General features: G+C 62.0%; 16 protein-coding genes and 1 pseudogene. 5 read left to right on the top strand and 12 right to left on the bottom strand.

Annotated features, from left to right (window positions below; all coding sequences use genetic code 11):
* Positions 1 to 45: 45 nt before the first annotated feature.
* Together P3T17_RS21435 and P3T17_RS21430 are read right to left on the bottom strand one after the other, a co-directional pair.
* Positions 46 to 774 (bottom strand): FadR/GntR family transcriptional regulator, encoded by a 729-nt coding sequence (locus P3T17_RS21435; protein ID WP_074265365.1) that lies wholly within the window; start codon positions 772 to 774, stop codon positions 46 to 48.
* Positions 775 to 981: 207 nt separating this feature from the next.
* Positions 982 to 1,545 (bottom strand): GNAT family N-acetyltransferase, encoded by a 564-nt coding sequence (locus P3T17_RS21430; RefSeq protein ID WP_429408801.1) that lies wholly within the window; start codon positions 1,543 to 1,545, stop codon positions 982 to 984.
* An 84-nt stretch (positions 1,546 to 1,629) separates the two neighbouring features.
* Between P3T17_RS21430 and P3T17_RS21425 the strand changes: the two genes are divergently transcribed.
* Positions 1,630 to 2,139 carry a dihydrofolate reductase gene (locus tag P3T17_RS21425; RefSeq protein WP_429408800.1) on the top strand — a complete coding sequence of 170 codons (510 nt, stop codon included), beginning with the start codon at positions 1,630 to 1,632 and terminating at the stop codon, positions 2,137 to 2,139.
* Between the two features lie 98 nt (positions 2,140 to 2,237).
* Here the strand turns inward: P3T17_RS21425 and P3T17_RS21420 are convergent, their stop codons facing one another.
* The 3 genes from P3T17_RS21420 to P3T17_RS21410 all read right to left on the bottom strand — a co-directional run bounded on the left by P3T17_RS21420 (position 2,238) and on the right by P3T17_RS21410 (position 7,053).
* On the bottom strand, positions 2,238 to 3,593 hold the full coding sequence (locus P3T17_RS21420) for an MFS transporter (protein WP_074265368.1): 1,356 nt from the start codon (positions 3,591 to 3,593) through the stop codon (positions 2,238 to 2,240).
* A 258-nt stretch (positions 3,594 to 3,851) separates the two neighbouring features.
* Positions 3,852 to 5,531, bottom strand: a complete 1,680-nt coding sequence (locus P3T17_RS21415) for an ATP-binding protein (RefSeq protein ID WP_074265369.1) — start codon at positions 5,529 to 5,531, stop codon at positions 3,852 to 3,854.
* 7 nt (positions 5,532 to 5,538) lie between these two features.
* Positions 5,539 to 7,053: an ATPase domain-containing protein gene (locus tag P3T17_RS21410; RefSeq protein ID WP_074265370.1), complete on the bottom strand. Its 1,515-nt coding sequence runs from the start codon at positions 7,051 to 7,053 to the stop codon at positions 5,539 to 5,541.
* 275 nt (positions 7,054 to 7,328) lie between these two features.
* Here P3T17_RS21410 and P3T17_RS21405 point away from each other — a divergent pair, with 275 nt between their 5' ends.
* The 3 genes from P3T17_RS21405 to P3T17_RS21395 all read left to right on the top strand — a co-directional run bounded on the left by P3T17_RS21405 (position 7,329) and on the right by P3T17_RS21395 (position 10,634).
* Complete coding sequence (locus P3T17_RS21405; RefSeq protein ID WP_429408799.1) at positions 7,329 to 8,435, top strand: OpgC domain-containing protein; 1,107 nt, start codon at positions 7,329 to 7,331, stop codon at positions 8,433 to 8,435.
* Positions 8,432 to 10,153, top strand: a complete 1,722-nt coding sequence (locus tag P3T17_RS21400) for a tannase/feruloyl esterase family alpha/beta hydrolase (protein ID WP_429408798.1) — start codon at positions 8,432 to 8,434, stop codon at positions 10,151 to 10,153. Before P3T17_RS21405 ends, P3T17_RS21400 begins: the two co-directional genes overlap by 4 nt.
* A gap of 136 nt (positions 10,154 to 10,289) precedes the next feature.
* Positions 10,290 to 10,634, top strand: a complete 345-nt coding sequence (locus P3T17_RS21395) for a hypothetical protein (RefSeq protein ID WP_083611450.1) — start codon at positions 10,290 to 10,292, stop codon at positions 10,632 to 10,634.
* 95 nt (positions 10,635 to 10,729) lie between these two features.
* On the opposite strand, the gene P3T17_RS21390 is transcribed toward P3T17_RS21395, so the two are convergent.
* From P3T17_RS21390 to P3T17_RS21380, 3 genes are all read right to left on the bottom strand, one after another.
* A complete protein-coding gene (locus P3T17_RS21390) occupies positions 10,730 to 12,154 on the bottom strand; it encodes a short-chain fatty acid transporter (RefSeq protein WP_429408797.1) in 1,425 nt (474 codons plus the stop codon).
* 305 nt (positions 12,155 to 12,459) lie between these two features.
* Entirely contained in the window at positions 12,460 to 14,775 is a 2,316-nt protein-coding gene (bamA, locus tag P3T17_RS21385; RefSeq protein WP_083611451.1) for an outer membrane protein assembly factor BamA, read from the bottom strand.
* A 618-nt stretch (positions 14,776 to 15,393) separates the two neighbouring features.
* The gene (locus tag P3T17_RS21380) at positions 15,394 to 17,196 is read right to left on the bottom strand and encodes an EAL domain-containing protein (RefSeq protein WP_429408796.1); all 1,803 of its coding nucleotides are present in this window, start codon (positions 17,194 to 17,196) and stop codon (positions 15,394 to 15,396) included.
* A gap of 464 nt (positions 17,197 to 17,660) precedes the next feature.
* Here P3T17_RS21380 and P3T17_RS21375 point away from each other — a divergent pair, with 464 nt between their 5' ends.
* Positions 17,661 to 18,125, top strand: coding sequence for a VOC family protein (locus P3T17_RS21375; protein ID WP_074265374.1), 465 nt, complete (start codon positions 17,661 to 17,663; stop codon positions 18,123 to 18,125).
* Positions 18,126 to 18,177: 52 nt separating this feature from the next.
* Here P3T17_RS21375 and trpS read toward each other — a convergent pair whose 3' ends face one another.
* From trpS to P3T17_RS21355, 4 genes and pseudogenes are all read right to left on the bottom strand, one after another.
* Positions 18,178 to 19,212 (bottom strand): tryptophan--tRNA ligase, encoded by a 1,035-nt coding sequence (gene trpS, locus P3T17_RS21370; protein ID WP_429286249.1) that lies wholly within the window; start codon positions 19,210 to 19,212, stop codon positions 18,178 to 18,180.
* Positions 19,213 to 19,417: 205 nt separating this feature from the next.
* A complete protein-coding gene (locus tag P3T17_RS21365) occupies positions 19,418 to 19,819 on the bottom strand; it encodes a type II toxin-antitoxin system MqsA family antitoxin (protein WP_429408795.1) in 402 nt (133 codons plus the stop codon).
* A 2-nt stretch (positions 19,820 to 19,821) separates the two neighbouring features.
* A pseudogene (locus P3T17_RS21360) lies at positions 19,822 to 19,923 on the bottom strand (type II toxin-antitoxin system MqsR family toxin); the annotation flags it as partial.
* 256 nt (positions 19,924 to 20,179) lie between these two features.
* On the bottom strand, positions 20,180 to 21,010 hold the full coding sequence (locus P3T17_RS21355) for a transglutaminase-like domain-containing protein (protein WP_074265376.1): 831 nt from the start codon (positions 21,008 to 21,010) through the stop codon (positions 20,180 to 20,182).
* Positions 21,011 to 21,012 lie beyond the last annotated feature (2 nt).

Below are 21,012 nucleotides of genomic sequence, written 5' to 3'. Positions count from 1 at the left end.
GCGTCGCAAGCCTAAAGTGTGTTAGCGGGAAAGCCGTCTGCAGATTCAGGCTGCGTGCCCACGTCCCACTTCGAGGATGCTCTCGGCATCTGCACTCGCATTCTCGAGTTGAACGAGGCTCGCCTGCCGCGCGCCGAGCGGATCACGGCTCTGGATCGCCGTGAGAATCGCCTTATGCCGCGGCAATGACAGCGCATGCGTGTCCGGATGACGGCTTGTCAGCTTGATCGACTCCGAGAGCGCGAGCGACAGCATATTGCCGATATGCGCAAGCAAGTCGTTGTGCGTGGCCGCCATGATGGCGCGATGAAACTCGAGGTCCGGTTCGAGCAACGCGTTGGCGGTTGGCGCGTGCTCCATGCTGTCGTAAGCGGAAGCGATACGGGCCAGATCTTCGCTGGTTGCTGCAGTCGCAGCGAGTGCGGCCGCGGCCGGCTCGATGACGCGGCGCACGGTCAGCAGTGAGCGGAAGAACTCGCCTTCGGGCACGCTGCTCAGTGTCCAGTACAGCACATCGGGGTCGAGCATGTGCCATTCTTCACGTGGCCTCACGACGCTGCCCACGCGCGGCTTCGACACCACCAGTCCCTTGGCCACCAGCACGCGCGTTGCCTCGCGCAGCACCGGGCGGCTCACGCCATAGCGTTCGCACAACTCGGCTTCGGCAGGCAGGCGCTGTCCCGGCTGAACCTTGCCGCTGACGATAAAGATGCCGAGCTCCTGCACGATGCGGCCATGCAGGCTCTTGCGTTGTTGCAGATGACGATAATCCATATGAAGAGAAAGTGGGCCGTGCTTGTTTTGATCGTGGCGCGGCCGATGCAGCGCGTGAGACGACTCCTGCCCCGTAGCCATGGCGCATCGCGCGGGATTGCCGGTAGCGTGTGCGGGGCGCATCCAAGCATAACACGCAGGCAGACCGCATTTACGCCGCAGATCAGGCTTCAGACGACTTCTGGCTGCCGGCCCGGATGCGTGGTCTTACGCCGGCGCGCCTGCGGGGCGCGAAGTCGTGGAGAAGACAAGGCAATCCCTCGCTTCTTCGCCGAACGCGGGGAGCAGCAGCCATTTCTTCAAAGTGCCTTCGCACTGCAAACCAAGTTTTTCGAGCACGCGCCTCGACCCCGTGTTCTCAGGATCGCAAACCGTCCAGATGCGCTGGGTGGCCGGGTTGCGCCAGAGCGCGGACAACGCAGCACGCCCCGCCTCGGCCACCAGTCCCTGCCCCCAGAAACGCTCGCCGATTCCGTAATGGATCTCGGTCTTGTGTCCATGCGGAATGACGACAAAGAGGCCAACCGCCTCTTCCTCTGCGCGTGTGCTGATGACCCATGCGAACGACGCCTCATCGTCCCGCTTCCAGGCCGCATCGCACCAGTTACTCAGCATGGACTGGGTGCGAGCAGCATCGGGGTCGGCGCGGCGTTGCAGGAAGCGCGAACAAGCCTGACTGCCGGTGTAGTTGCGAAACAGCACGGCCGCATCGCCCTTTCTGGCGCGGCGCAGATGCAGACGCTCGGTCAATAGCTCAACGCGGTATTCCATCGGCACTCCCGTATGAATAGTGCTCACAACTTAGCACGACGCGGCCGCTAGAATGAAGCCCTGTCCAGATGACGGAAAATAACCATGCTCAACGGAAAGCGAATTTCGATGGTGGCGGCAATGGCAATGAATCGGGTAATCGGCGCGGCCAACGATATTCCATGGAAGGCGCCCGGAGAACAGCGGCGCTTTCGCGAACTGACCGAAGGACATCTGGTGGTGATGGGCCGGCGCACCTATGAGTCGATTGGCCGGCCGCTTCCGAAGCGCGATGTGCTTGTGATCGGCTCGCAGGTGATCGAGGCAGAGCGCGTGTCGACGTGCCACTCGCTCGATGAAGCAGCCAGGATCATCGCGGACGATGCACGCACGGAAATTTTCATCGCGGGTGGCGAACAGATCTACAAGCTGTTCTTGCCCTATGCGGACACGTTCTACCTGACGGAAGTCGCAGTAGAGCCGGTCGGCGACGCGGTGTTTCCAGAGTTGCCGGCCGACTTCGAATGCATCGAGCGGGTGGAAGTCAGCGCCGAACCGGCGTATACGTTCCTGACCTATCAGCGCACGCGCCGTAACGCGGATCAAAGCACCTGATCAAGGCACTGGATCGAAGCATCGACCCGCCAGTTCAGGTGCCTGCGTCAGGCACCTGAGCCGAGCGAGGTGCCTGCGCAGCTGCTTGCCAAACCCTGCTAGACGTGATGCCCAGCCTCATTCCCCGCAGCCGAAGGTGTGGCTAGCGTTCCCGGCTCGTGCTCCAGCGCCGTGTCGTGATGCAGCAGCAGCACCGCTGCTACGCCCACCAGCCCGGCACCGGACAGACACAGCAGGCCAGCGCCAAAGCCACCCGTACTATCCTTGATCCAGCCCATCGCATACGGTCCGAAGAAACCCGCCAGATTGCCCAGCGAGTTCACCGTAGCAATGCCAGCTGCAGCCGCTGCGCCGGACAGAAACGCCGCCGGCAGCGTCCAGATGATCGGCAGGCAACCAAAAATGCCGAAGCCAGCAATCGACAGCGCGGCCATCTTCAACACCGGGTTATCCAGCCCCGCTGCCGCGCCGATCCCACCCGCGGCCACCAGCAGCGCAATCGCCACGTGCCACTTGCGTTCGAGTTTGCGATCCGAACGCCGCCCCCAGAAGATCATGCTGATCACGCCGACCACATAGGGCAGCGAGGTCACAAAGCCCGTCTGCAGGTTCGTGAGGCCAAACGCCTTGACGATCTGCGGCAAGAAAAAGCTCAGACCGTAATTGGTTGCGTTTGCACCAAAATAGATCAGCGCGATTGCCAGCACGCGCGGGTTGAATAACGCTTCGCGTACGCTGAAACTGCGCACGGCCTCGCGCTTGGAGCGCTCCTGAGCAAGCCGCGTGACGAGCCAGTCGCGCTCCTCGTCTTTGAGCCAGGTAGCCTTGGCGGGCTGGTCGGTCAGATAGAAGAACACCACGATCGACAGCACCAAAGCAGGCGCCGCCTCGAGCAGATACACCCACTGCCACCCTGCCATGCCGCCCATGCCATTGAGACCGAGCAACGCGCCGGAAATCGGCGATCCAATCACCGTGGACAGCGGAATTGCCGCCATGAAATAGCCGACCACGCGGGCGCGATACATGGCGGGAAACCACAGCGTCAGCAAAAAGATGATGCCTGGGAAAAACCCGGCCTCGGCGATGCCAAGCAGAACGCGCAGCGTGTAGAACACGTGAGCGGGAGACATGCCGGTGTATCTGGAAAGGTCCGGTATGAACGCCATCGCGCCGGCAAGGATGCCCCACGTGAACATGATCCGCGCAATCCAGCGCCGCGCACCGAATTTCTCCAGCAACAGGTTCGACGGCACTTCGAAGAAAAAGTAGGCAATGAAAAAGATCCCGGCGCCGAAGCCAAATGCGCTTGAGGACAGGCCCAGATCCTTGTTCATTTGAAGCGCGGCAAAACCGACGTTGACGCGATCCAGATAAGCGACGAAATAACAGACGACCAGAAACGGTACTAGCCGCGCCGTCACGCGCGCCAGAGTACGGGTCTCAATCTCCATGAATGCTCCCCTTCACGAAACTCGATGCGGATCACCGACGCTTGAGCGGCAATCCGCCCAGGTAGCCAAAGGGTAGTCGCCCGATCGGCACCGGCAAAGGGAATTCTGTTTTGCCGAACGCACGTCCCGATGCAACCGGCGTCGACCGCATCGATCGGCGCCACCCAGCACAATCGCACACCGGCACACAATTAAGCAGGCAGAGGAAACCCTAATGCGCTGACCACAAAGGCCGTAACGGTTGCCGCCGGCGCCGCGTTATCCGATCAGACTGAGCCGCACCGTTCGCGCCAGTTCGTCGAGTTGGAACGGTTTGCGCAAAATACTGCAGCGCCTTACCGCCAGACGCGAAATATCGACGTCGGCATATCCTGTCGCGAGAATGACAGGAAGGTCATCTCGCACCTTGCGCGCTGCGGAAATCACATCGATGCCATTCATCCCAGGCATCGCAAAGTCGACCATCAGCAGATCGGGCTTGTCGCTCGCGAGCCGCCCGAGACCCGCCCTGCCGTCCGGCGCCTCGGTGACCACATAGCCGAGCATCTTGAGCGAGTCGACGAGCATGCCTCGGACCTCGTTGTCGTCCTCGACGACCAGAATCCGCTTGATGCCCTCCACTTTCTGCTCGACCGCAGAGACTGCTTCGGACTCCGACACGACACGCTCGCGCAATGGCAGCCATAGCTGCACCGTCGTGCCCCGTCCTGGTTCGCTCTCGATACGCGCCGTGCCGCCGGCCTGGCGAGCAATCCCATACACCTGGCTCAAACCGAGCCCGGTACCTTTGCCGATCGGCTTGGTGGTGAAGAACGGATCGAACACGCGTGAAATGACGTCTACCGGAATGCCCATGCCGGTATCGCGGAACTCGGCGACGACATAGTGCCCGTCCGCAAGCGTGGGATCCGGCGCCGTGCGCAGACCGACCTGCACATCGAGTTTGCCACCGCCCGGCATCGCATCGCGCGCATTGATGGCGAGGTTGAGAATGGCCAGTTCGAGCTGATTGGCATCCGCTTCGGTCCAGAACTCCTCGGCGTCGAAGTGAGTGGTGAACTGGATCGTCGAGCCTAGCGAGACCGTGATGATGTCGCGCATGCCATGCAGCAAGGCCACCACATCCACCGCTTTCAGATCGAAGTTACTCGTGCGCGAGAACGTCAGCAACTGGCCCGTCAGTTTCGCGCCGCGCTCGGTGGCGCGTTTCGCGGTCGCGGCCATGGTGCGTACGCGCTCATCGGCGCTCACGCGCGCGATCAATTCCGCGTTCACCATGATGACGTTGAGCAGGTTATTGAAGTCGTGCGCGATGCCACCGGTCAGTTGACCTAACGCTTCCATCTTCTGCGACTGGACCAGCACCGCCTGCACCTTGGCACGCTCGTGAATCTCCTTCATCAGACGGTTGTTCGCAGACGCAAGCTCGTGCGTGCGTGCCGCAATCCTGCTTTCCAGCGAGTCGTTGAGCTGAACCAGGGCTTCCTGGGCTTCGATGCGTTGTGCAAGATGCTGGCGCGACTCGTCGAGATGCCGGCGCGAATCGTACTGCCGGATACGCGCACGCAACGACGAAGTCACGGCCCGGCGCAGCGTTTCGGAGTTCAGGGGCCGCTCCAGCACGACCACGTTGCCAAGCCGCTCGAGCACCTCGAGGCTTTGCGCCGAACGCCGCGACACACGGTTGCTCGCGAGCAGGATGATGGGGAAGTCGGACCATGCGGGCTGGCTTTCCAGCCAGTCGAACAGCGCGGCGGCCTGCTCACCGCCGAGCGCCTCTTCGGTGATCAGCGCCGTGGCCGCCCCATTGCCCAACTCGGCCGTCAGCGCCTGCGCGTCGGCACACTGGACGCAAGAGCGGCCGTCCCGGGTAAGCAACTCGGAAATCACGTCGGCATCGCGGCCGAACGGGGCCAGAATCAGGACGCGACGCTCCATGGATGGATTAGCCGGCACGAGCGATAACATTTTCCGTAGTGGACAACAAGGCAGTGCCGCCCTTGTAGGAAGGCAAGCCGGTCAGTACGCCGTCGAAGTCGCGCAGTGCCTCGCCTATCTCGACGCCGTCGGCGCCGAGGCGGAACTGGCGGATCGAGCGTTCGTGCGCGTTCGCACGGCTCTTGACCGCGGCGATCGCGGTCAATACCTCGCCACCGTGCTCGAAGTAGCGGAACAACACCACGACATCGCTGAGGTAACTGATGTCGATATCGTTCTGCACCTCGCCGATGATGCCGTGCTGACCCAGCACCAGCAGTGTGATGGCGCCCTTCTGGTTTAGATAACCGAGCAGCTCGTGCATCTGCAGCAGCAGATAGCGCTCGCCCGGCATGGCTTGCAGATAGGCATTGAGACTGTCGATCGCGACGTACTTCATATTGCGGTTCTCGACAGCGTCGCGCACGTCCGCGGCAAATTCGCCTGGAGAGAGTTCCGCCGGATCGATCTGGCGCACGTGCAACAGTCCTGCATCGATATGCGGTTGCAGGTCCATGCCGAGATTCGAGCAGCGTAGCAACAGCGTGCTGAGCGTCTCGTCGAACAGGTAGTAGACACAGCGCTCGCCTCGCTTGAGCGCCGCGATCAGGCACGACACCACCGTCGTGGTCTTGCCGACTCCCGACGGCCCGATCATGAGCGCGCTGGTGCCCGGAATCAGGCCACCGCCGAGCAGCGTGTTCAAGCGCTCGCTGCCGGTGCTGAGCGCATGCGAATCGAACTTCGCATGGTGCTCGGCCGCGACCAGACGCGGATAGACCTTGATGCCGCCGGTATCGAGCGAGAAGTCGTGATAGCCCTCGCGAAACTTGATGCCGCGCATCTTGGCGATCCGCAGACGGCGCCGGTTGCCGCCGTAGTCGTGCGCCATGCTGTCCAGACTGATCACGCCATGCGCGATGCTATGCAATTGCAGATCGCCAGGCTCCGCCGTGTTGTCGTCGAGCAGCAGCACCGTGCATTCGCGGGTGGCCAGATAGCGCTTCAACGCCAGAATCTGACGCCGGTAGCGCAGCGGGTTCTGCGACAGCAGCCGCAATTCCGACAAACTGTCCAGCACGATACGCACGGGCTTGAGTTCATCCACCTGCTGGATGACGTCGCGCACGGTCTCGCCCAGCTCGACTTCAGCGGGCTGCAAGACGGTCTGTTCGTAGCGCGGATCGAGCCCCTCGTCGGAGAGCAGTTCGACGATCTTGAACTGGCTGACATCCCAGCCGTGGCTGGCCGCGACCGAGATCAGTTCGGACTTCGTCTCGGACAGCGTGATGTAGAGACCTCTCTGCCCCTCAGCGGTGCCTTTCAGTAAAAATTGCAACGCCAGGGTGGTTTTGCCCGTCCCCGGCGCGCCCTCCACGAGGTACATCCTATGCGGCGTCAAGCCACCGCCAAGGATGTCGTCGATCCCTTCGATCCCTGAAGATAATCGCGCAGCGCGCTCGTTAGCCTTATTCTGCGTCATGGTTGTGACGTCATGATCTGACGTGATTATTGAACATGTGCCGCCCGGGCGAGCCTCAGCAAAGGCGCTCGTTCCGCCGGCCGGCGCGACAAACCGAGCAAATTGCGGGCCAACCGCGCCGGCCAGCCCTGTAACCCCCGCTCCGCAAAGGCAAATTCAGTGTTGTGAATCCATTAGGCACGGCGCTGCCTGTGACCGGGAACGATCCTTCCTAAGGTGTTTCTTACAAGCGAGAACCCGGCTGTTCCAGCCGGCCTCTCTCCCCAGGGAACTCCATGGAATCAGGAAGCGGACGCTCGATCGAAGTGGACTTTTTCCGCGGGATCGTGCTGATCGTCATCGTGCTGGATCACATTCCCGGCAGCGCGCTGTCGCATCTGATGCTGCACGCCTACGCGTTTTGCGACTCGGCCGAGGTGTTCGTGTTTCTCGGCGGCTATGCGTCGGCCGCAGCCTATACGGCGGTGCTGACACGTCGTGGTCCAGGGGCCGCGCAGATGCGCTTTGTCAAACGCTGCTGGGAGATTTACCGCGCATATCTGCTGACCGCTGTGTTGACGCTGCTGTCCGGCGCGCTGCTGGCGGTGTCTCACCTGAACCCGCCGATGGTCGCGCTGACCGGTTGGCCGCCGTTCGCCAGTCATCCTCTGCGCGAAGCGTTCGATATCCTCGTGTTGCGACGCCAGCCGTACCTATCGAGTGTCTTGCCGATGTACGTGATGTTCGCGTTGTGCGTGCCGCTCATCGTGCCGCTCGCGCGGCGTTCGGCTGTCACGGCATTGCTGCTGAGCGTGGCCGTGTGGGCCGCGGCGCGGCCGCTGGCGGCGTTCTTCAGTATTGACGACGTGAGCGATTGGGCTTTCAATCCGTTTGCATGGCAACTGATGTTCGTACTCGGCATCGTGTGCCGCCTGCATCCGTTGAGCAAAGCCTTCCATGCGTCGAACACGGCGCGCTGGCTGGTACGTGCCGGCCTCGCCGCGGTGCTTGCCTTCGCCGTGGTCAAACTTTTCGTGCTGACGCAGCCGCTGCCCGGCACGTATAAACAGAATCTCTCGGTGGATCGCGTGATCAACTTTCTCGCCATTCTGTGGCTAACTACCCGCCTGGTGCGCCTCGGCAGCATCGCGTGGATTGCGGAACGCTTGCCGGCCGTAGTACGTGTCGGGCGCACCGGTCTCGTCTGTTTCGTGACCGGCACGCTGGTGTCCCTGATCGTCGATACGGCTACGCCGCATGCCTTTCGCGGCCTCACCGGCGAGCTCGTAGCGCTCAGCGGCGACCTCGTTGCGATCACCGCGATGCTCGTCATCGCACGCGGCTGGAGCGGCTGGAAAGGTGATTCGTCGCGCCCCGCCGTGACCGGCGCAGGGTGCAGATGAGCGCGGCGGTGGCAAGGACCGTATGCGTCGCCAGAATCATCCGCGCCGCAATCGTCAAGGCGGCGTCCGCGATGGCCGTGCTGCTCTGTGCGATGCTTCTTCTCTTCAAGCCTCTCGACGCCGCCGCCTTGTCGTCCAGAGGCGCACTCGCCGCACAATGCACAGCGCTCGCCAGCAGCACGCTGCCTGCCCAGGTGATCGCCTTACCCACCCGCGGCGCGCGGATCGACAGCGCCGTCATGATTCCCGCCACCGCCTCGGGCAACCAGAGCGGCGAATTCTGCCGGATCACCGGCAGCATCCTGGCCCTCGACGCAAACACGCCCGATATCCATTTCGACCTGAACCTGCCGGTCAACTGGAACGGCCGCGCACTGCAGATCGGCGGCGGCGGATATGACGGCGTGGTGGTGAGCGGCACCGGCGTGATGCCGTTCTCGCCGGATCATGCGCCGCTCGCGGAAGGCTATGCGACCTTCGGCGACGACTCCGGTCACACCGGCAATTCCGCGCTCGCCAACTTCGGCCTCGTCAACGAAGCCGTGATCAATTTCGGTTACGCGCATCTGAAGAAAACCCACGATGCCGTGCTTGAACTCATCAAGCGTGCGTACGGCCGGCCGCCCGAGAAGATGTACTTTGCGGGCGGCTCGACCGGCGGCCGCGAAGGCTACACGGTCATGCAGCGTTTTGCCGACGACTACGACGGCGTGATCGCCAATTCGCCCGCGCTGAATTTTTCCGGCGTGCGCCTGCTCGGTGTGGTGCTCGGGCACGCCGAGTACGGCACGCCGGGTGGCTATCTGCCACCTGCGATGCTCGAGCGCATCTATCAACGCTCGCTGGAGATCTGCGACAAACTCGACGGCGCCGCCGACGGCATCGTCAGCGACGTGGAGGGATGCCGCCAGCACGAGCCGGAGATCATCGATTCGTTGCGCTGCCCGCCATCCACGCCGTCCATGCCCGTCGCGTCATCGGGCAACAACGACGCGTGTCTGACGGAAGCGCAGATCGCGACGCTGCGCGTGCTCACCGATGGCCTGTCCCTGCCCTACCCGCTCGCATGGAACGCGAATCGCTATGCAGGCTACAACGTGTTCGAGGGCACGCGTTTCACCAGCGCACTCGGTCTTGGACATGACCCCGTGCGCCTGCCGCTGCCCACGTTTGTTGCCAACGGCTATATGTTCACCCAAGGCGACAGTTACGTGCGCTACTTCGTCACTCAGGATGCGAAGTTCAATTCGCTGAACTTCGATCCGCTGCATCCGGGGCGCTACCGGCAGCAGTTGTTCGCGCTTTCGGAAACGATCGGCGCGATGGACACCGACCTGTCGCGCTACATCGCGCACGGCGGCAAACTGATCACGCTGCAGGGCCTCGCGGACGAAGTCATCAGCCCGAACCAGACCATTGCGTACTACGAAGCGCTCAATAGGCGTTTTGGCAACGACAAGGTCGATGCGTTCATGCGCCTCTACATGGTGCCGGGTTATCAGCACGGCAATGGTGTGTTCATTCCGTCGGTCGACCTGCTCGGCGCACTCGACAATTGGGTCACGCATGGTGTGGCGCCGGAGACGCTGACAGCGACGGATATCGCCTTGGCCACTAACGGGCGCACACGTCCGATCTGCCGGTATCCGACCTTTCCGCGCTATGTCGGCAAAGGCAATATCAATCGCGCAAGCAGCTTTGCCTGCGCCGAACCGTGAGCGGACCGGCGACAGGATTCCGTAGGTATCCTTACTCGCTTATCCTTAGCCGGTGTGCCTTGACTTCATTGAATTTGGGCGTACCGTTAACATTACCACCGCACGTTTGGCGAGCCGGGACTCGCAAGGAAAGACCATGGGCAACCGCTATGAGCGCTCACGCCTGTCGCGCTCGTTTACGTATAAAGGCATCCAGTACCATCCCGGCATGCTCATTGTTCTAGCCGCCCAGGTCGTCTGTCTCGCTGCCTTTTCCTTCGCCGCCAATCTGCTGAGTCAGGACAAGTGGCTAGGCATCACACTGGGCTTTAGCCTGCTGTTCGGACTGATTCTCTCGCTGGGTTTTTTCGGCACCTGGAGTCAGTTCCGCGACGATATCGACCTGTGGACGTTCCTCAACACCAACCCGGTCGAATCGGCTGTAGCGATCGCCACGGCCGGCGAAGTCATCGCCATTCTGATGGTGGCGCCGTCCATTTGAGTTTCGCTGGATCTCACCGGAATTTCACCGCGAGCCACGCGCACCGTTGTCGTGCATGCGCGTGGCGTCGGTGAGTCCGTCCGTCATTGCGACGCTTACGGAATCAGCCAGAGCGCAACACCGTAAATCACGAGCGACACCGCAAAGGTGACAGCCGTGTAGCCCATCACGCGCTGAATGCGAATCCCCGCAATCGCGACGACGGGGACTGCCCAGAACGGCTGCAGCATATTGGAGACGTTCTCGGCCATCGCCACGCCCATCGCGGTACGCGGTACGGATGCATGCAGGCTCAGCGCCGCCGGCAGCACGAACGGCCCCTGCACGGCCCAGTGGCCGCCCGCGCTCGGAATCAGCAGCGTAATGATCAGCGAACTCAGATAGCTCAGCACCGGCAGCGTCACCGGCGTGGCAATCGCCACGAAGGTCTTGGCAATCGTCGATGCGAGGCCCGTCCCCGTCATGATGCCCATGATGCCGCCGTACACCGGATACTGCAGCAGCATCGAACCGGTCTGCCGCGCGGCGCGGCGGATCGCATCGGCGTAGGCGATGGGAGTGCGCTGCAGCGCGAGCCCCACCAGCAGGAAGATCAGGATCGTCGTGTTGATGTCGAGCTCGAAGCCCTTCGCAGACCAGGTCATCGCCAGATAACCGATGCCCAGCACGAGCAGGATCAGCGTGCCGAGCATCGAGCGCTCGGCGCGAGCGGCGAACGAAGTCGGCGACGCGCCACGCGCGTGCGGATCGGCGTCCGCCTGGGCTTGCGCGCTGCCATTCGTCGCGGCGCCCGCTTCCGGCGCGGTTTCGCTAAAAGCGACCACGTGTTCAGGCTTCGGGTGCATCCGGATGAAGATCGCCGTCATGACCACCACCACCAGCACAGTCGGAATGAAGACGAATGGGGCGAACACCGTCTGGCTCAGCGGAATCACCTGTCCGGTGGCTTTCTCCACCAGGTTCAAAGCATTGCCATGCGAAGCCTGCGACAACGCGATCGAACTCGACAGCCCGCTGTTACAGACCGACCAGGCCGAATAGCTGCCCGCAACGAGCCACGCAAAGTCCACTTTCACGCGCTTCGCGATTTCGCGCGACAGCAACGCGCCGACGATCAGACCAAGCCCCCAGTTCAACCATGCGGCCACCGCGACGATCGGAAAGACCAGCAGCGCGGCGCGTGCTGGTGTGCTCACGCCGGCTGCAATCGCCCGCAGACCGCGTTGTACGAGCGGCGCCTCGGCGATGGCGTAACCCGTCGCCAGAATCAGGATCATCTGCAGCGCGAAGCCCAGGATGTTGAAGGTACCGCCATACCAGGACGTCAGGATCACGGGGACAGTGGCGTGCGGCGCAAAGGCGAACGCCAGCAGAATGACGACCACGGTCAGACCGATTGATAGGACGAACGGGTCCGGCATAACCTGCTCGAACACGTAGACGAGCCCGGCTACGATACCGCGCCGGCGTTCGCTGGGATGGGAGTGTGGGTGGGTTGGTCCAGTTCCGTTGTTATCCATGATGTCTCTTCCTCTCGCCACGTCTCGCCGGAGCGGCATCTCTCAAGAACCGAGCCTCGAACGAAGAACGCCGAGGGCCGGCAAATGCAGCATACGCGCACGACTGTGCGCTGTAATCGCGGCAAGAACCCTACCTGATTTTCATATTTGCTGCTCTGAGGACGGCAGCACGCGCCGCGGCGCTCGCGGCGGCGGCGTGTCGTGCAGGCAGAAGGCCCGCAAGGTGCGCAGAGAGGTGCAGCGAGGGACAGTAAACGACTGAGGGCAGCCACCGGCTGCCCTCGTTTTGCGACTTGATGCGAGACTTAGAACGCTGTCCCGATCTGGAACTGGAATTTCTGGTACTGGTCGCCGGAGTGCTTGACGAGCGGGAAGCCAAGGCTGAGCTTGAGCGGCCCGATCGGCGAGATCCACGCGAGACCCGCACCATACGCATAGCGCAGGCCATTCGCGCCGATACTGCTGCCTTCGTCGCCCCAGACGTTACCGCCGTCGAAGAACGTGAAGACGCGCAGCGTGCGGTCGTAGCCTGTGCCCGGCAGCGGGAACGTCAGTTCGATGTTACCCACCAGCATCTTCGAACCACCGATCGGATCGCCCGTGGTCGCATCGCGCGGACCCAGCGAGCTCGGCTCGTAGCCGCGCACCGAACCGATACCGCCGGCGTAGTAGTTCTTGAAAATCGGGAACGGCTTGCCATCGAGACCGTTACCGTAACCACCCTGGAAGTTCAGGCCCAGCACGAAGCCGCGCGCGAACGAGTAGTAATACTGTGCCTGCAGGTCGGCCTTATAGTAAGGCGTACTGCCGATCGGCGAGCCCCATTCGGCGTTCGCCTGCGTGAAGTAACCGCGGCTCGGCACCAGTGCGCTGTCACGATTGTCGCGCGACCAGCCGATCGTCAGCGGCACGTTGTTCGACACGCGGCCGAAGTCGTTCACGTAGTCGATATAGCTTTGCGGCGTAGTGGCGTCGACGTCGAGACGGTTCTGTTCGAAGCCGAGACCGAAGTACACCATGTCCGATTCGGAGAACGGAATGCCGAACTTCATATCCGCGCCTGCGGTGATGATCCGGAAGCTCGTGTCGGTCGTGTTCGAGTAGTACAGCGGCTCGCTGGTACGGTAGTAGACGTCGGTAATACGCTTGATGCCGTCCACCGTGAAGTACGGGTCGACCTGCGTGACCGTCAGCGTACGGAACGTCGTTGCGGTATTCACGTTCACCGCGAGACTGGTGCCCGAACCGAACACGTTGTCCTGCGACACGCCTGCCGAAATGATCGGGCCTTCGCCGGAACCATAGCCAAGACCGAGAGTAACGGAGCCAGTCGGCTTTTCCGTGACCTTCACGTCGACGTCCACCTGGTCCGCCGTGCCTTCGACCGGTATCGTCGTCACATCGACATCGGTGAAGTAGCCAAGACGGTTGATCCGGTCTTTCGACAGCGCCAGACGGCTCGAATCGAACCACGAGCTTTCGAGCTGGCGCATTTCGCGGCGCACGACTTCGTCGCGCGTGCGGGTGTTGCCGATAATGTTGATGCGGCGCACGTAGACGCGGCGGCTCGGATCCACCTGCAGCGTCAGGTCGACGGTATGGTGCAGCTGGTCGATCTGCGGTTGCGCATTCACCGTGGCGAACGCGTAACCGTACTCACCGAGCTTGTCGACCACGGCCTTGGTGGCAGCCTTCAGCTTGGCAGCCGAGAAACGGTCGCCCGCCTTGATCTTGACCAGCTTCGAAAGCTCCGCCTCGCGGTCCAGCAGATTGCCGGCCAGATGGATGCCCGAAATCGTGTACGGCTCGCCCTCATGCAGGGTGAGCGTGAGGTACATGTCCTTCTTGTCCGGCGACAGCGAGACCTGAGTCGAGTCAATGTTGAACTCGAGGTAGCCGCGATCCAGATAGTACGAGCGGATGTTCTCGAGGTCGGTGGTCAGCTTGTCTTTCGAGTACAGGTCGTTCTTCGTGTACCACGAGAACCAGTTAGGCGTGGACTGCTGCATTTCATCGCGCAGCGTGCCGTCGCTAAACACCTTGTTACCGATGAAGTTGACCTGGCGGATCTTCGCGCTCGGACCTTCGATCACCGAGAACAGCAGACCGACGCGGTCGCGGTCGATCGGCGTGACCGTGGTCGTGACTTCGGCTGCGTAGTAGCCGTGCGTCAGGTACTGGCGTTTCAGTTCCTGCTGGGCGCGGTCGACGAGCGACTTGTCGTAATAGCGGCCCAGCGACAAACCGACCGAGTTCAGCGCCTTGTTCAGGTTGTCCTTGTCGAATTCGTGCAGGCCCGAGAAATCGATGGTGCCGATTGCCGGACGTTCCTGCACCTGCACGACGACGACGTTACCTTCGGTCGAAATCTTGACGTCGTTGAAGAAGCCCGTCGCGTACAGCGCACGGATGGCCTGCGAGGCCTTGTCGTCAGTGAAAGTGTCGCCCTGCTTGATGGGCAGGTACGCGAAGACGGTATTCGGTTCGACGCGTTGCAAGCCTTCGAGCCGGATGTCGCGAACCACAAAAGAGTCGGTGGCAAAGGCCGAGGCTGCTGTGACGCTCAGGCCGATAAATGTCAGCGCCCTGGCGCTGCGGGCCGATAGTGTTTGAACCTTCATGCAGGATAAGCGACAAGATTTCAATGCAACATGGGAACCGCCGCCGCTTGTTTTTCCAATCTCTGGCCCACGGCGCGGATGGGTGATGTCTCTTGGGTCTACCGCAGTCTGATGCCGGAGGTATCACCTTCGCACGGCATCGCACACTTCACGCTCTGTTTCTCGTGCCGAGCAGGTCAGGAGTATAGAACGGTTTTGTGGCTGCGGGACTTACTTCGATTACATGCGGACTACTTCCAACTTATTACAGATTCATACATTCCCTGCGGTCATACTTACGCTCTGCCGCCAATTTTCGAGAAGTTGCATACCATAACACGAAAAATATGCGACGCAACATCTGCCAGGTGGTAGCCCCCGACCGAACGGTTCTTAACGCAAGAATTCGCCCTGAAGGAGAGGATTACCCAACATGAGCGAATGTTTCGGACCGCAAATTTTGCCAGAAGACGCCGCCGGAGAACACCCCCGGCAGAAGGCAAAACGTAATATTCAGGCAGCCCCGATCGTAAACCAATTTGCGCGCCATTTTGGCACAAGGCTGTCGATTGATTCGAAAAATTTCTCGAACCGGCCGTCCGATGGTTGCGAGAAAAAGACGAAACCGCGTCCCAAAACTCACGCCCCCAGCGGCGCAAGCAGGTTGCGCAGTGCCGACAGACTGAGAGGACGCGCGAACCAGTACCCCTGCACCTCGTCACAACCCAGTTCGCGCAGGCGCTCGGCCTGCTCCTCGGTCTCCACGCCTTCCGCCGTGACGCGGAGCTTTAACGCGTGGGCCATCGCGATGATGGCGCCGACGAGCGCCGCGCATTGCGGGTCGCACATCATCCGGATGACGAACGAGCGGTCCACCTTGAGCCGGTTCAGGGGAAAGCGCGTCAGATAGGCCAGACTCGAATAGCCCGTACCGAAATCGTCCACCGCCACTTCGACGCCGAGCTTGCGCAGCGCATGCAGCGTGCGCAACGCTTCCTCGGTGTCGCCGAGCAGGACGCCTTCGGTGATTTCCACTTCGAGGTAGGACGGATCGAGCGCCGCGTCGTGCAGCGCGCTTTCGATGGTCGCCAGCAGATTCTGCCGCTGGAACTGCTGGGGCGACACATTCACTGCCACCCGGGGCAGGCTGCCGGTGAGCCGCAACAGCTTGCCAGCGTCGCGGCAGGCGGTCCGAATCACCCATTCGCCGATCCGTTCGATCAGACCCGCCTCCTCCGCGACCGGGATGAACTCGACCGGGCTGATCGGGCCGCGTTGCGGATGATTCCAGCGCAACAGGGTCTCGACCTGGGCGATGCGCCCGGTCGCGAGCGTGATCTGCGGCTGGTAGACCAGATGCAGTTGCTGCCGGTCAAGCGCATCGCGCAGCATGGTTTCGAGTTCGAAGCGGCGCGCGGCCTGTCCTTCTAGCGCCGCTGAAAAACGCCGCATCACGTTGCCGCCCGCGCCGCTCGCCGCGGACAACGCGACGTTGGCGCGCCGCATCAGCGTCGGCACATCGTCGCCGTGTTCCGCGCTGTGTTCCGGATACGCCGCGCAGCCGATGCTTGCCGTCACCGTGATCGTCGTGCCCGAGCAGTCGATCGGCTCGGCAACGCGTGCCAGCGCTGCAGCGGCCAGGGCGTCGACCGCCGCGCCCGTCTCGTTGACCAGTAGCGCGAATTGCGTGCCGCTGACCGAGGCAATCGTGCCCTCGTTGGCGATCAGGCCGCGCAGGCGCTCGCCGACAATTTGCAGGACGAGCTCAGCCGCGTAGGAGCCAAGCGCATCGCGCAGCTTGCGCAGGGAGTTCAGTTCGACGAGCAGCACGGTGAAGCCCGTGCCGTCGCGGCGGCAACGCGCCAGCGTCAGATCGAGCCGCTCGGTGAAGAGGGTCTGGTTCGGCAGGCGCGTCACGCCGTCGTGGTGCGAGACGTACCAGAGGCGGGCTTCGGACTGGGCGTAGCGCGTCATCTCGACGGCCATGCCTACGTAGCTTGCGCAATCGTCCTTCGCGCGGCTATCGAAGGCAAGCGGTTCGTCCGCGGATTGGAGCCGTTGTGGCACCGTTTCGCCGGCCGGCAAGGGCGACACGGCCAGCATGACCGACATCCGCGTGTTGTTGCGGCGGATGTAGGTCCATTCGCTTTCGTAGCGGGTCGGGGCCATCAACGAGCCGGGAGACACGGAACCCGGCGTGCCCACGCCCCAATTCCCAACGCCGGGCAATTCGCTGCGGCGCCGCGCGAGTTCCGCCGGGTCGTGCAACGAATCGAAGCTGCGGCGGCCGATCAGCTCCTCCGCCCGATACCCGGTCAGTTGCTCGAAGGCGGCGTTGACATAGCGGAAGGTGCCGTCCGCGGTGTAGATGAACGCGCCGTAGGGTGCGGCGTCGAGTGCGCTGCTCTGCACAGGCGCCGCGGCTTTGCGATCGTGGTGCATAGCCGCCCCTTCAGCACGTAGGCCTGTCCGAACCAGGCCAGGCGTGCGCACCTGGGACAAAACTCGGATGTAAGCGCCCGTTCATAGCTCTTCCGCCCTCTCTCTCAATATTTATTTGAATCATGACACCTGCGACCGGAAGGCAGGCTCAGTTCAGCCTCTAGCCGACCGGTGGCCGCGAGCATTCATTTATCACGGCTCGCGGCACGTGGCGTCGCTCGAAATTCAACCTCGAGATTCGCAGCATGATGCTCTGCACAAATCTCATCATAACGGCTTCTGTTTAGCCATCCGCATTTACGCCGTTACAACACAACACGACACAACACAACGCACACCGGCGCGCAAAATTTCCCGGCGGCCGTGTCGATTGTCCGTCTGTTCGCTCGTCGTGTTGATGAAGCCCTGCTGAAAACGGCTGGGCCTTCTGACTCGTCAACCCGCCCATTCGAGGAGCGACCACCATGTCTGCAGCCGCTGTGAAACCGATTCCGGAAGGAATGCATTCGCTCACCCCGCATCTGATTTGCGCCGGCGCCGCCGACGCGATCAGGTTTTACACGGAGGCCTTCGGCGCTGTCGAGCAGTTCCGCTTGCCTGGTCCGGAAGGCAAATTGATGCACGCATGCGTGAAGATCGGCGACTCGATGCTCATGCTGGTCGACGAAATGGCCGGCTGCTCGATGCTCGGACCGAAGTCGCTGAAAGGCTCGCCGGTCGCGATTCACCTGTACGTCACGAACGTCGACGCCACCGTCGAGCAAGCGGCCGCGGCCGGCGCCCGTGTCACGATGCCGCCCACCGATATGTTCTGGGGCGACCGCTTCGCCCAGCTCGAAGATCCGTTCGGGCACCGCTGGTCGGTGGCGACGCACACGCGCGATGTGTCGATGGAAGAAATGCAGGAAGCCGTCCGCGCGATGCAGTAGCTTTCAGCGCGCTGTTTAAAGCGCGATTTAAAGTGCTGTTTGGCGCGCTTTTTTAACGCACCACCGCATCGAACGAAAACGTGCCGAGCGCCGCGCGCACTTCATCCAGCGTGGCCTGGGTCACGTCTTTCGCTCGCTGCGTGCCTTCGCGCAGCATATCGAAAACGTGGCCCGGATCGCGCGCGAGCTGTTCACGCCGCTCCCGAATCGGCGCGATCAAAGCCTGCAGCTGCTCCTCGAGACGGCGCTTGACCACCATGTCGCCGAGGCCGCCCGCGCGGTACTCGGCCTTCAGGCGCTCGACAGTAGCGCGATCCTCATCGAAGGCGTCGAGATACGTGAAGACCACGTTGCCCTCCACGGTGCCGGGATCCGAGGCGCGCAGATGGTTCGGATCGGTGTACATGCTTTTGACCGAATCGCGGATCGCGTCGGCTGAGGACGAGAGCGGAATCGAGTTGCCCTGCGACTTGCTCATCTTCGCCTTGCCGTCGACGCCGGGCAGGCGGCCCATGGCCGGAATCAACGCCTCTGCTTCGGGCAGCACGTCCCTGCCGACCTGACGGTTGATACGGCGCACGATCTCGTTGGTCTGTTCGATCAGCGGCGCCTGGTCTTCGCCAACTGGCACGACATGCGCCCTGAAACCGGTGATGTCGGCAGCCTGAGCGACCGGATAGCAAAGAAAGCCCGCCGGAATATCGCGGCCGAAACCGCGCGCCTGAATCTCCTCCTTGATGGTCGGGTTGCGCTCGAGGCGCGCGACGGTCACGAAGTTCAGATACAGCAGGGTCAACTCGGCGAGCGCGGGGAGAGCCGACTGGACGGCGATCGTGGTCTTGCGAGGATCGATGCCGACCGCCAGATAGTCGAGCGCGACTTCCAGCACGTTGCGGCGCACCTTGTCGGGATCGTGCGCGTTATCGGTCATGGCTTGCGTGTCCGCGAGCAGCACGAACTGCTGATGCGTCTCCTGCAACGCAAGACGGGTTTTCAGCGAGCCGACATAGTGGCCAAGATGGAGCGCACCGGTGGGACGGTCGCCAGTGAGGACGGTACGGCGCGGGGAGGTGGTGCTGTCTTGCATAAACGGGCTCTCTTGAAACGCCGCCGCAGGACAGGCCAACCGGGGATACAGCACCATGTCAGCCAGACTGCGGCGGCCATGGTCGTAGTAAAGACGTGACGATGCCGCTCCTTCAGGAGCGCCACCAGGCGTGAAGCAGGGAAAGGTTCATTGGCTGCATGGCGTAAGGATGCCATATCTGGATAGGGGTTGCCAACGGACCCGTTTATGCCGCCTTTACTTCGGCCAATAGTTCTGGATGACGATCCAGCACCTTGAGCAGTTTCACTAGCGCCAACGGTGGCTTGGTTTTCCCGTTTTCATAGCGCGAAAAGGCATTGATGCCGCCACCGAAAATCTCCGCTGCTTCTCGCTGGTCCAGCGCGAGTTTCTTGCGAACGCTGGCAATGAACACGGGGTCGACGATCGACGCATTGACCTGCTTGTTGAACTCAAGCATGGCCGCGCTGGTACGCGCCGACTCGGCCACATCCAGCACGGCTTCGCCACAGGCTGGGCAAAAGTCGCCGGTCACTGCAGGGATGACCGTCGACTCTCCTTTGTACATGTACGGCAGATCCCGCGTGTCACGCACCAGTTTCGCCGCCGCGCAAAATGGGCATTTCATGTTCACAATTCCTTGAATGAGATGATGAGGACGTCGTCGACCACGGTGAGTTTCAGATAGACCTCACCTGCCGGCGTGGTCGGACGGTACACGTCTTGCCAGACTCAAGTTAGTCTTGGTGATTACATTCACTCGCAACCCCGACAGAGCCCTCCGTTCGCTTTTGCATCTCGCACCTTACATCGAGCACTGCTGTGCATACTCATTGCGCGAAACGCATTAGCCACACCACGACAATCGACCACCCGACTTCAACGGGTGGAGCGGCCAAATTGCAAAGGAGAACATATCAAACTTCCGGGTCGATCGAATGTCTCGAAATTCGATCTGACGAGATAAAACAACATCCTCGCGCGCGCCTCAAGCCGAGGGCGCAACCGCCGTCTCCGATTCCGGCGCGCAATGCACATTGAAGCTGACCAGCTTGGTCGGCCCAAACGTATTGCTCAATGCCACGTCCGCTGCATCGCGCCCGTGCGCCATCAACACCCTGCCCGTGCGCTGCACGTTATTGCGCGGATCGAAGGTCTGCCAGGTACCGCCCAGATAAGCCTCGAACCATGCAGCGAAGTCCATTGCGGAATACGGCGGCGGCACCCCGATGTCGCTGATATAGCCCGTGCAATAACGCGCCGGAATATTCATCGCGCGACACAGCGCGACACCCAGATGCGCGAAGTCGCGGCACACGCCGGTCCGCTCATTCCATGCCTGCCAGGCGGTTTTCGTCGGCCGCGCGTGATGGTAGCCAAACACGATATGACGATGCACGTAATCGCAGATCGCCTGCACACGCGGACGTCCGAGTGGCGTCTTGCCGAACAGACGCCACGCGAGATCGCTTAGCAGATCGGTCTCGCAATAGCGGCTGCCAAGCAGATACACGAGCGTCTCACTGGGCAGCTCTTCGACCGGATGCTGATAGCCATTCGGCTCGATCGTTTCCGGCTCGGCGGAAATCTCGAGCACGGCCGTGGTCGACAGTGCAATCTGTCCCGCCGGCGCGACGATGCGGCTGCACAGATTGCCGAAGCCGTCGCGATACTGCGTAATCGGAACCGGTGGATCGACCTTCAGCACATCGGCGCTCAAGACATCCTGCACACGCGAGTAGTGGGTGTTCAACATCAGCAGCATCGGAGTGGCTTGCTCACACTCGTAGACCAGTTCGTAACCAACGCGCAATTTCATCG

Source organism: Paraburkholderia sp. GAS82, assembly GCF_050436285.1.
Classification (GTDB): Bacteria; Pseudomonadota; Gammaproteobacteria; order Burkholderiales; family Burkholderiaceae; genus Paraburkholderia; species Paraburkholderia phenazinium_B.
This window is presented reverse-complemented; position numbering and strand designations above follow the sequence as displayed.

What these genes read in the sequence shown, in the direction of transcription:
- P3T17_RS21435 (WP_074265365.1), bottom strand. Translation starts at nt 774, where the DNA reads ATGGATTATCGTCATCTGCAACAACGCAAGAGCCTGCATGGCCGCATC.
- P3T17_RS21430 (WP_429408801.1), bottom strand. Translation starts at nt 1,545, where the DNA reads ATGGAATACCGCGTTGAGCTATTGACCGAGCGTCTGCATCTGCGCCGC.
- P3T17_RS21425 (WP_429408800.1), top strand. Translation starts at nt 1,630, where the DNA reads ATGCTCAACGGAAAGCGAATTTCGATGGTGGCGGCAATGGCAATGAAT.
- P3T17_RS21420 (WP_074265368.1), bottom strand. Translation starts at nt 3,593, where the DNA reads ATGGAGATTGAGACCCGTACTCTGGCGCGCGTGACGGCGCGGCTAGTA.
- P3T17_RS21415 (WP_074265369.1), bottom strand. Translation starts at nt 5,531, where the DNA reads ATGGAGCGTCGCGTCCTGATTCTGGCCCCGTTCGGCCGCGATGCCGAC.
- P3T17_RS21410 (WP_074265370.1), bottom strand. Translation starts at nt 7,053, where the DNA reads ATGACGCAGAATAAGGCTAACGAGCGCGCTGCGCGATTATCTTCAGGG.
- P3T17_RS21405 (WP_429408799.1), top strand. Translation starts at nt 7,329, where the DNA reads ATGGAATCAGGAAGCGGACGCTCGATCGAAGTGGACTTTTTCCGCGGG.
- P3T17_RS21400 (WP_429408798.1), top strand. Translation starts at nt 8,432, where the DNA reads ATGAGCGCGGCGGTGGCAAGGACCGTATGCGTCGCCAGAATCATCCGC.
- P3T17_RS21395 (WP_083611450.1), top strand. Translation starts at nt 10,290, where the DNA reads ATGGGCAACCGCTATGAGCGCTCACGCCTGTCGCGCTCGTTTACGTAT.
- P3T17_RS21390 (WP_429408797.1), bottom strand. Translation starts at nt 12,154, where the DNA reads ATGGATAACAACGGAACTGGACCAACCCACCCACACTCCCATCCCAGC.
- bamA (WP_083611451.1), bottom strand. Translation starts at nt 14,775, where the DNA reads ATGAAGGTTCAAACACTATCGGCCCGCAGCGCCAGGGCGCTGACATTT.
- P3T17_RS21380 (WP_429408796.1), bottom strand. Translation starts at nt 17,196, where the DNA reads ATGCACCACGATCGCAAAGCCGCGGCGCCTGTGCAGAGCAGCGCACTC.
- P3T17_RS21375 (WP_074265374.1), top strand. Translation starts at nt 17,661, where the DNA reads ATGTCTGCAGCCGCTGTGAAACCGATTCCGGAAGGAATGCATTCGCTC.
- trpS (WP_429286249.1), bottom strand. Translation starts at nt 19,212, where the DNA reads ATGCAAGACAGCACCACCTCCCCGCGCCGTACCGTCCTCACTGGCGAC.
- P3T17_RS21365 (WP_429408795.1), bottom strand. Translation starts at nt 19,819, where the DNA reads ATGAAATGCCCATTTTGCGCGGCGGCGAAACTGGTGCGTGACACGCGG.
- P3T17_RS21355 (WP_074265376.1), bottom strand. Translation starts at nt 21,010, where the DNA reads ATGAAATTGCGCGTTGGTTACGAACTGGTCTACGAGTGTGAGCAAGCC.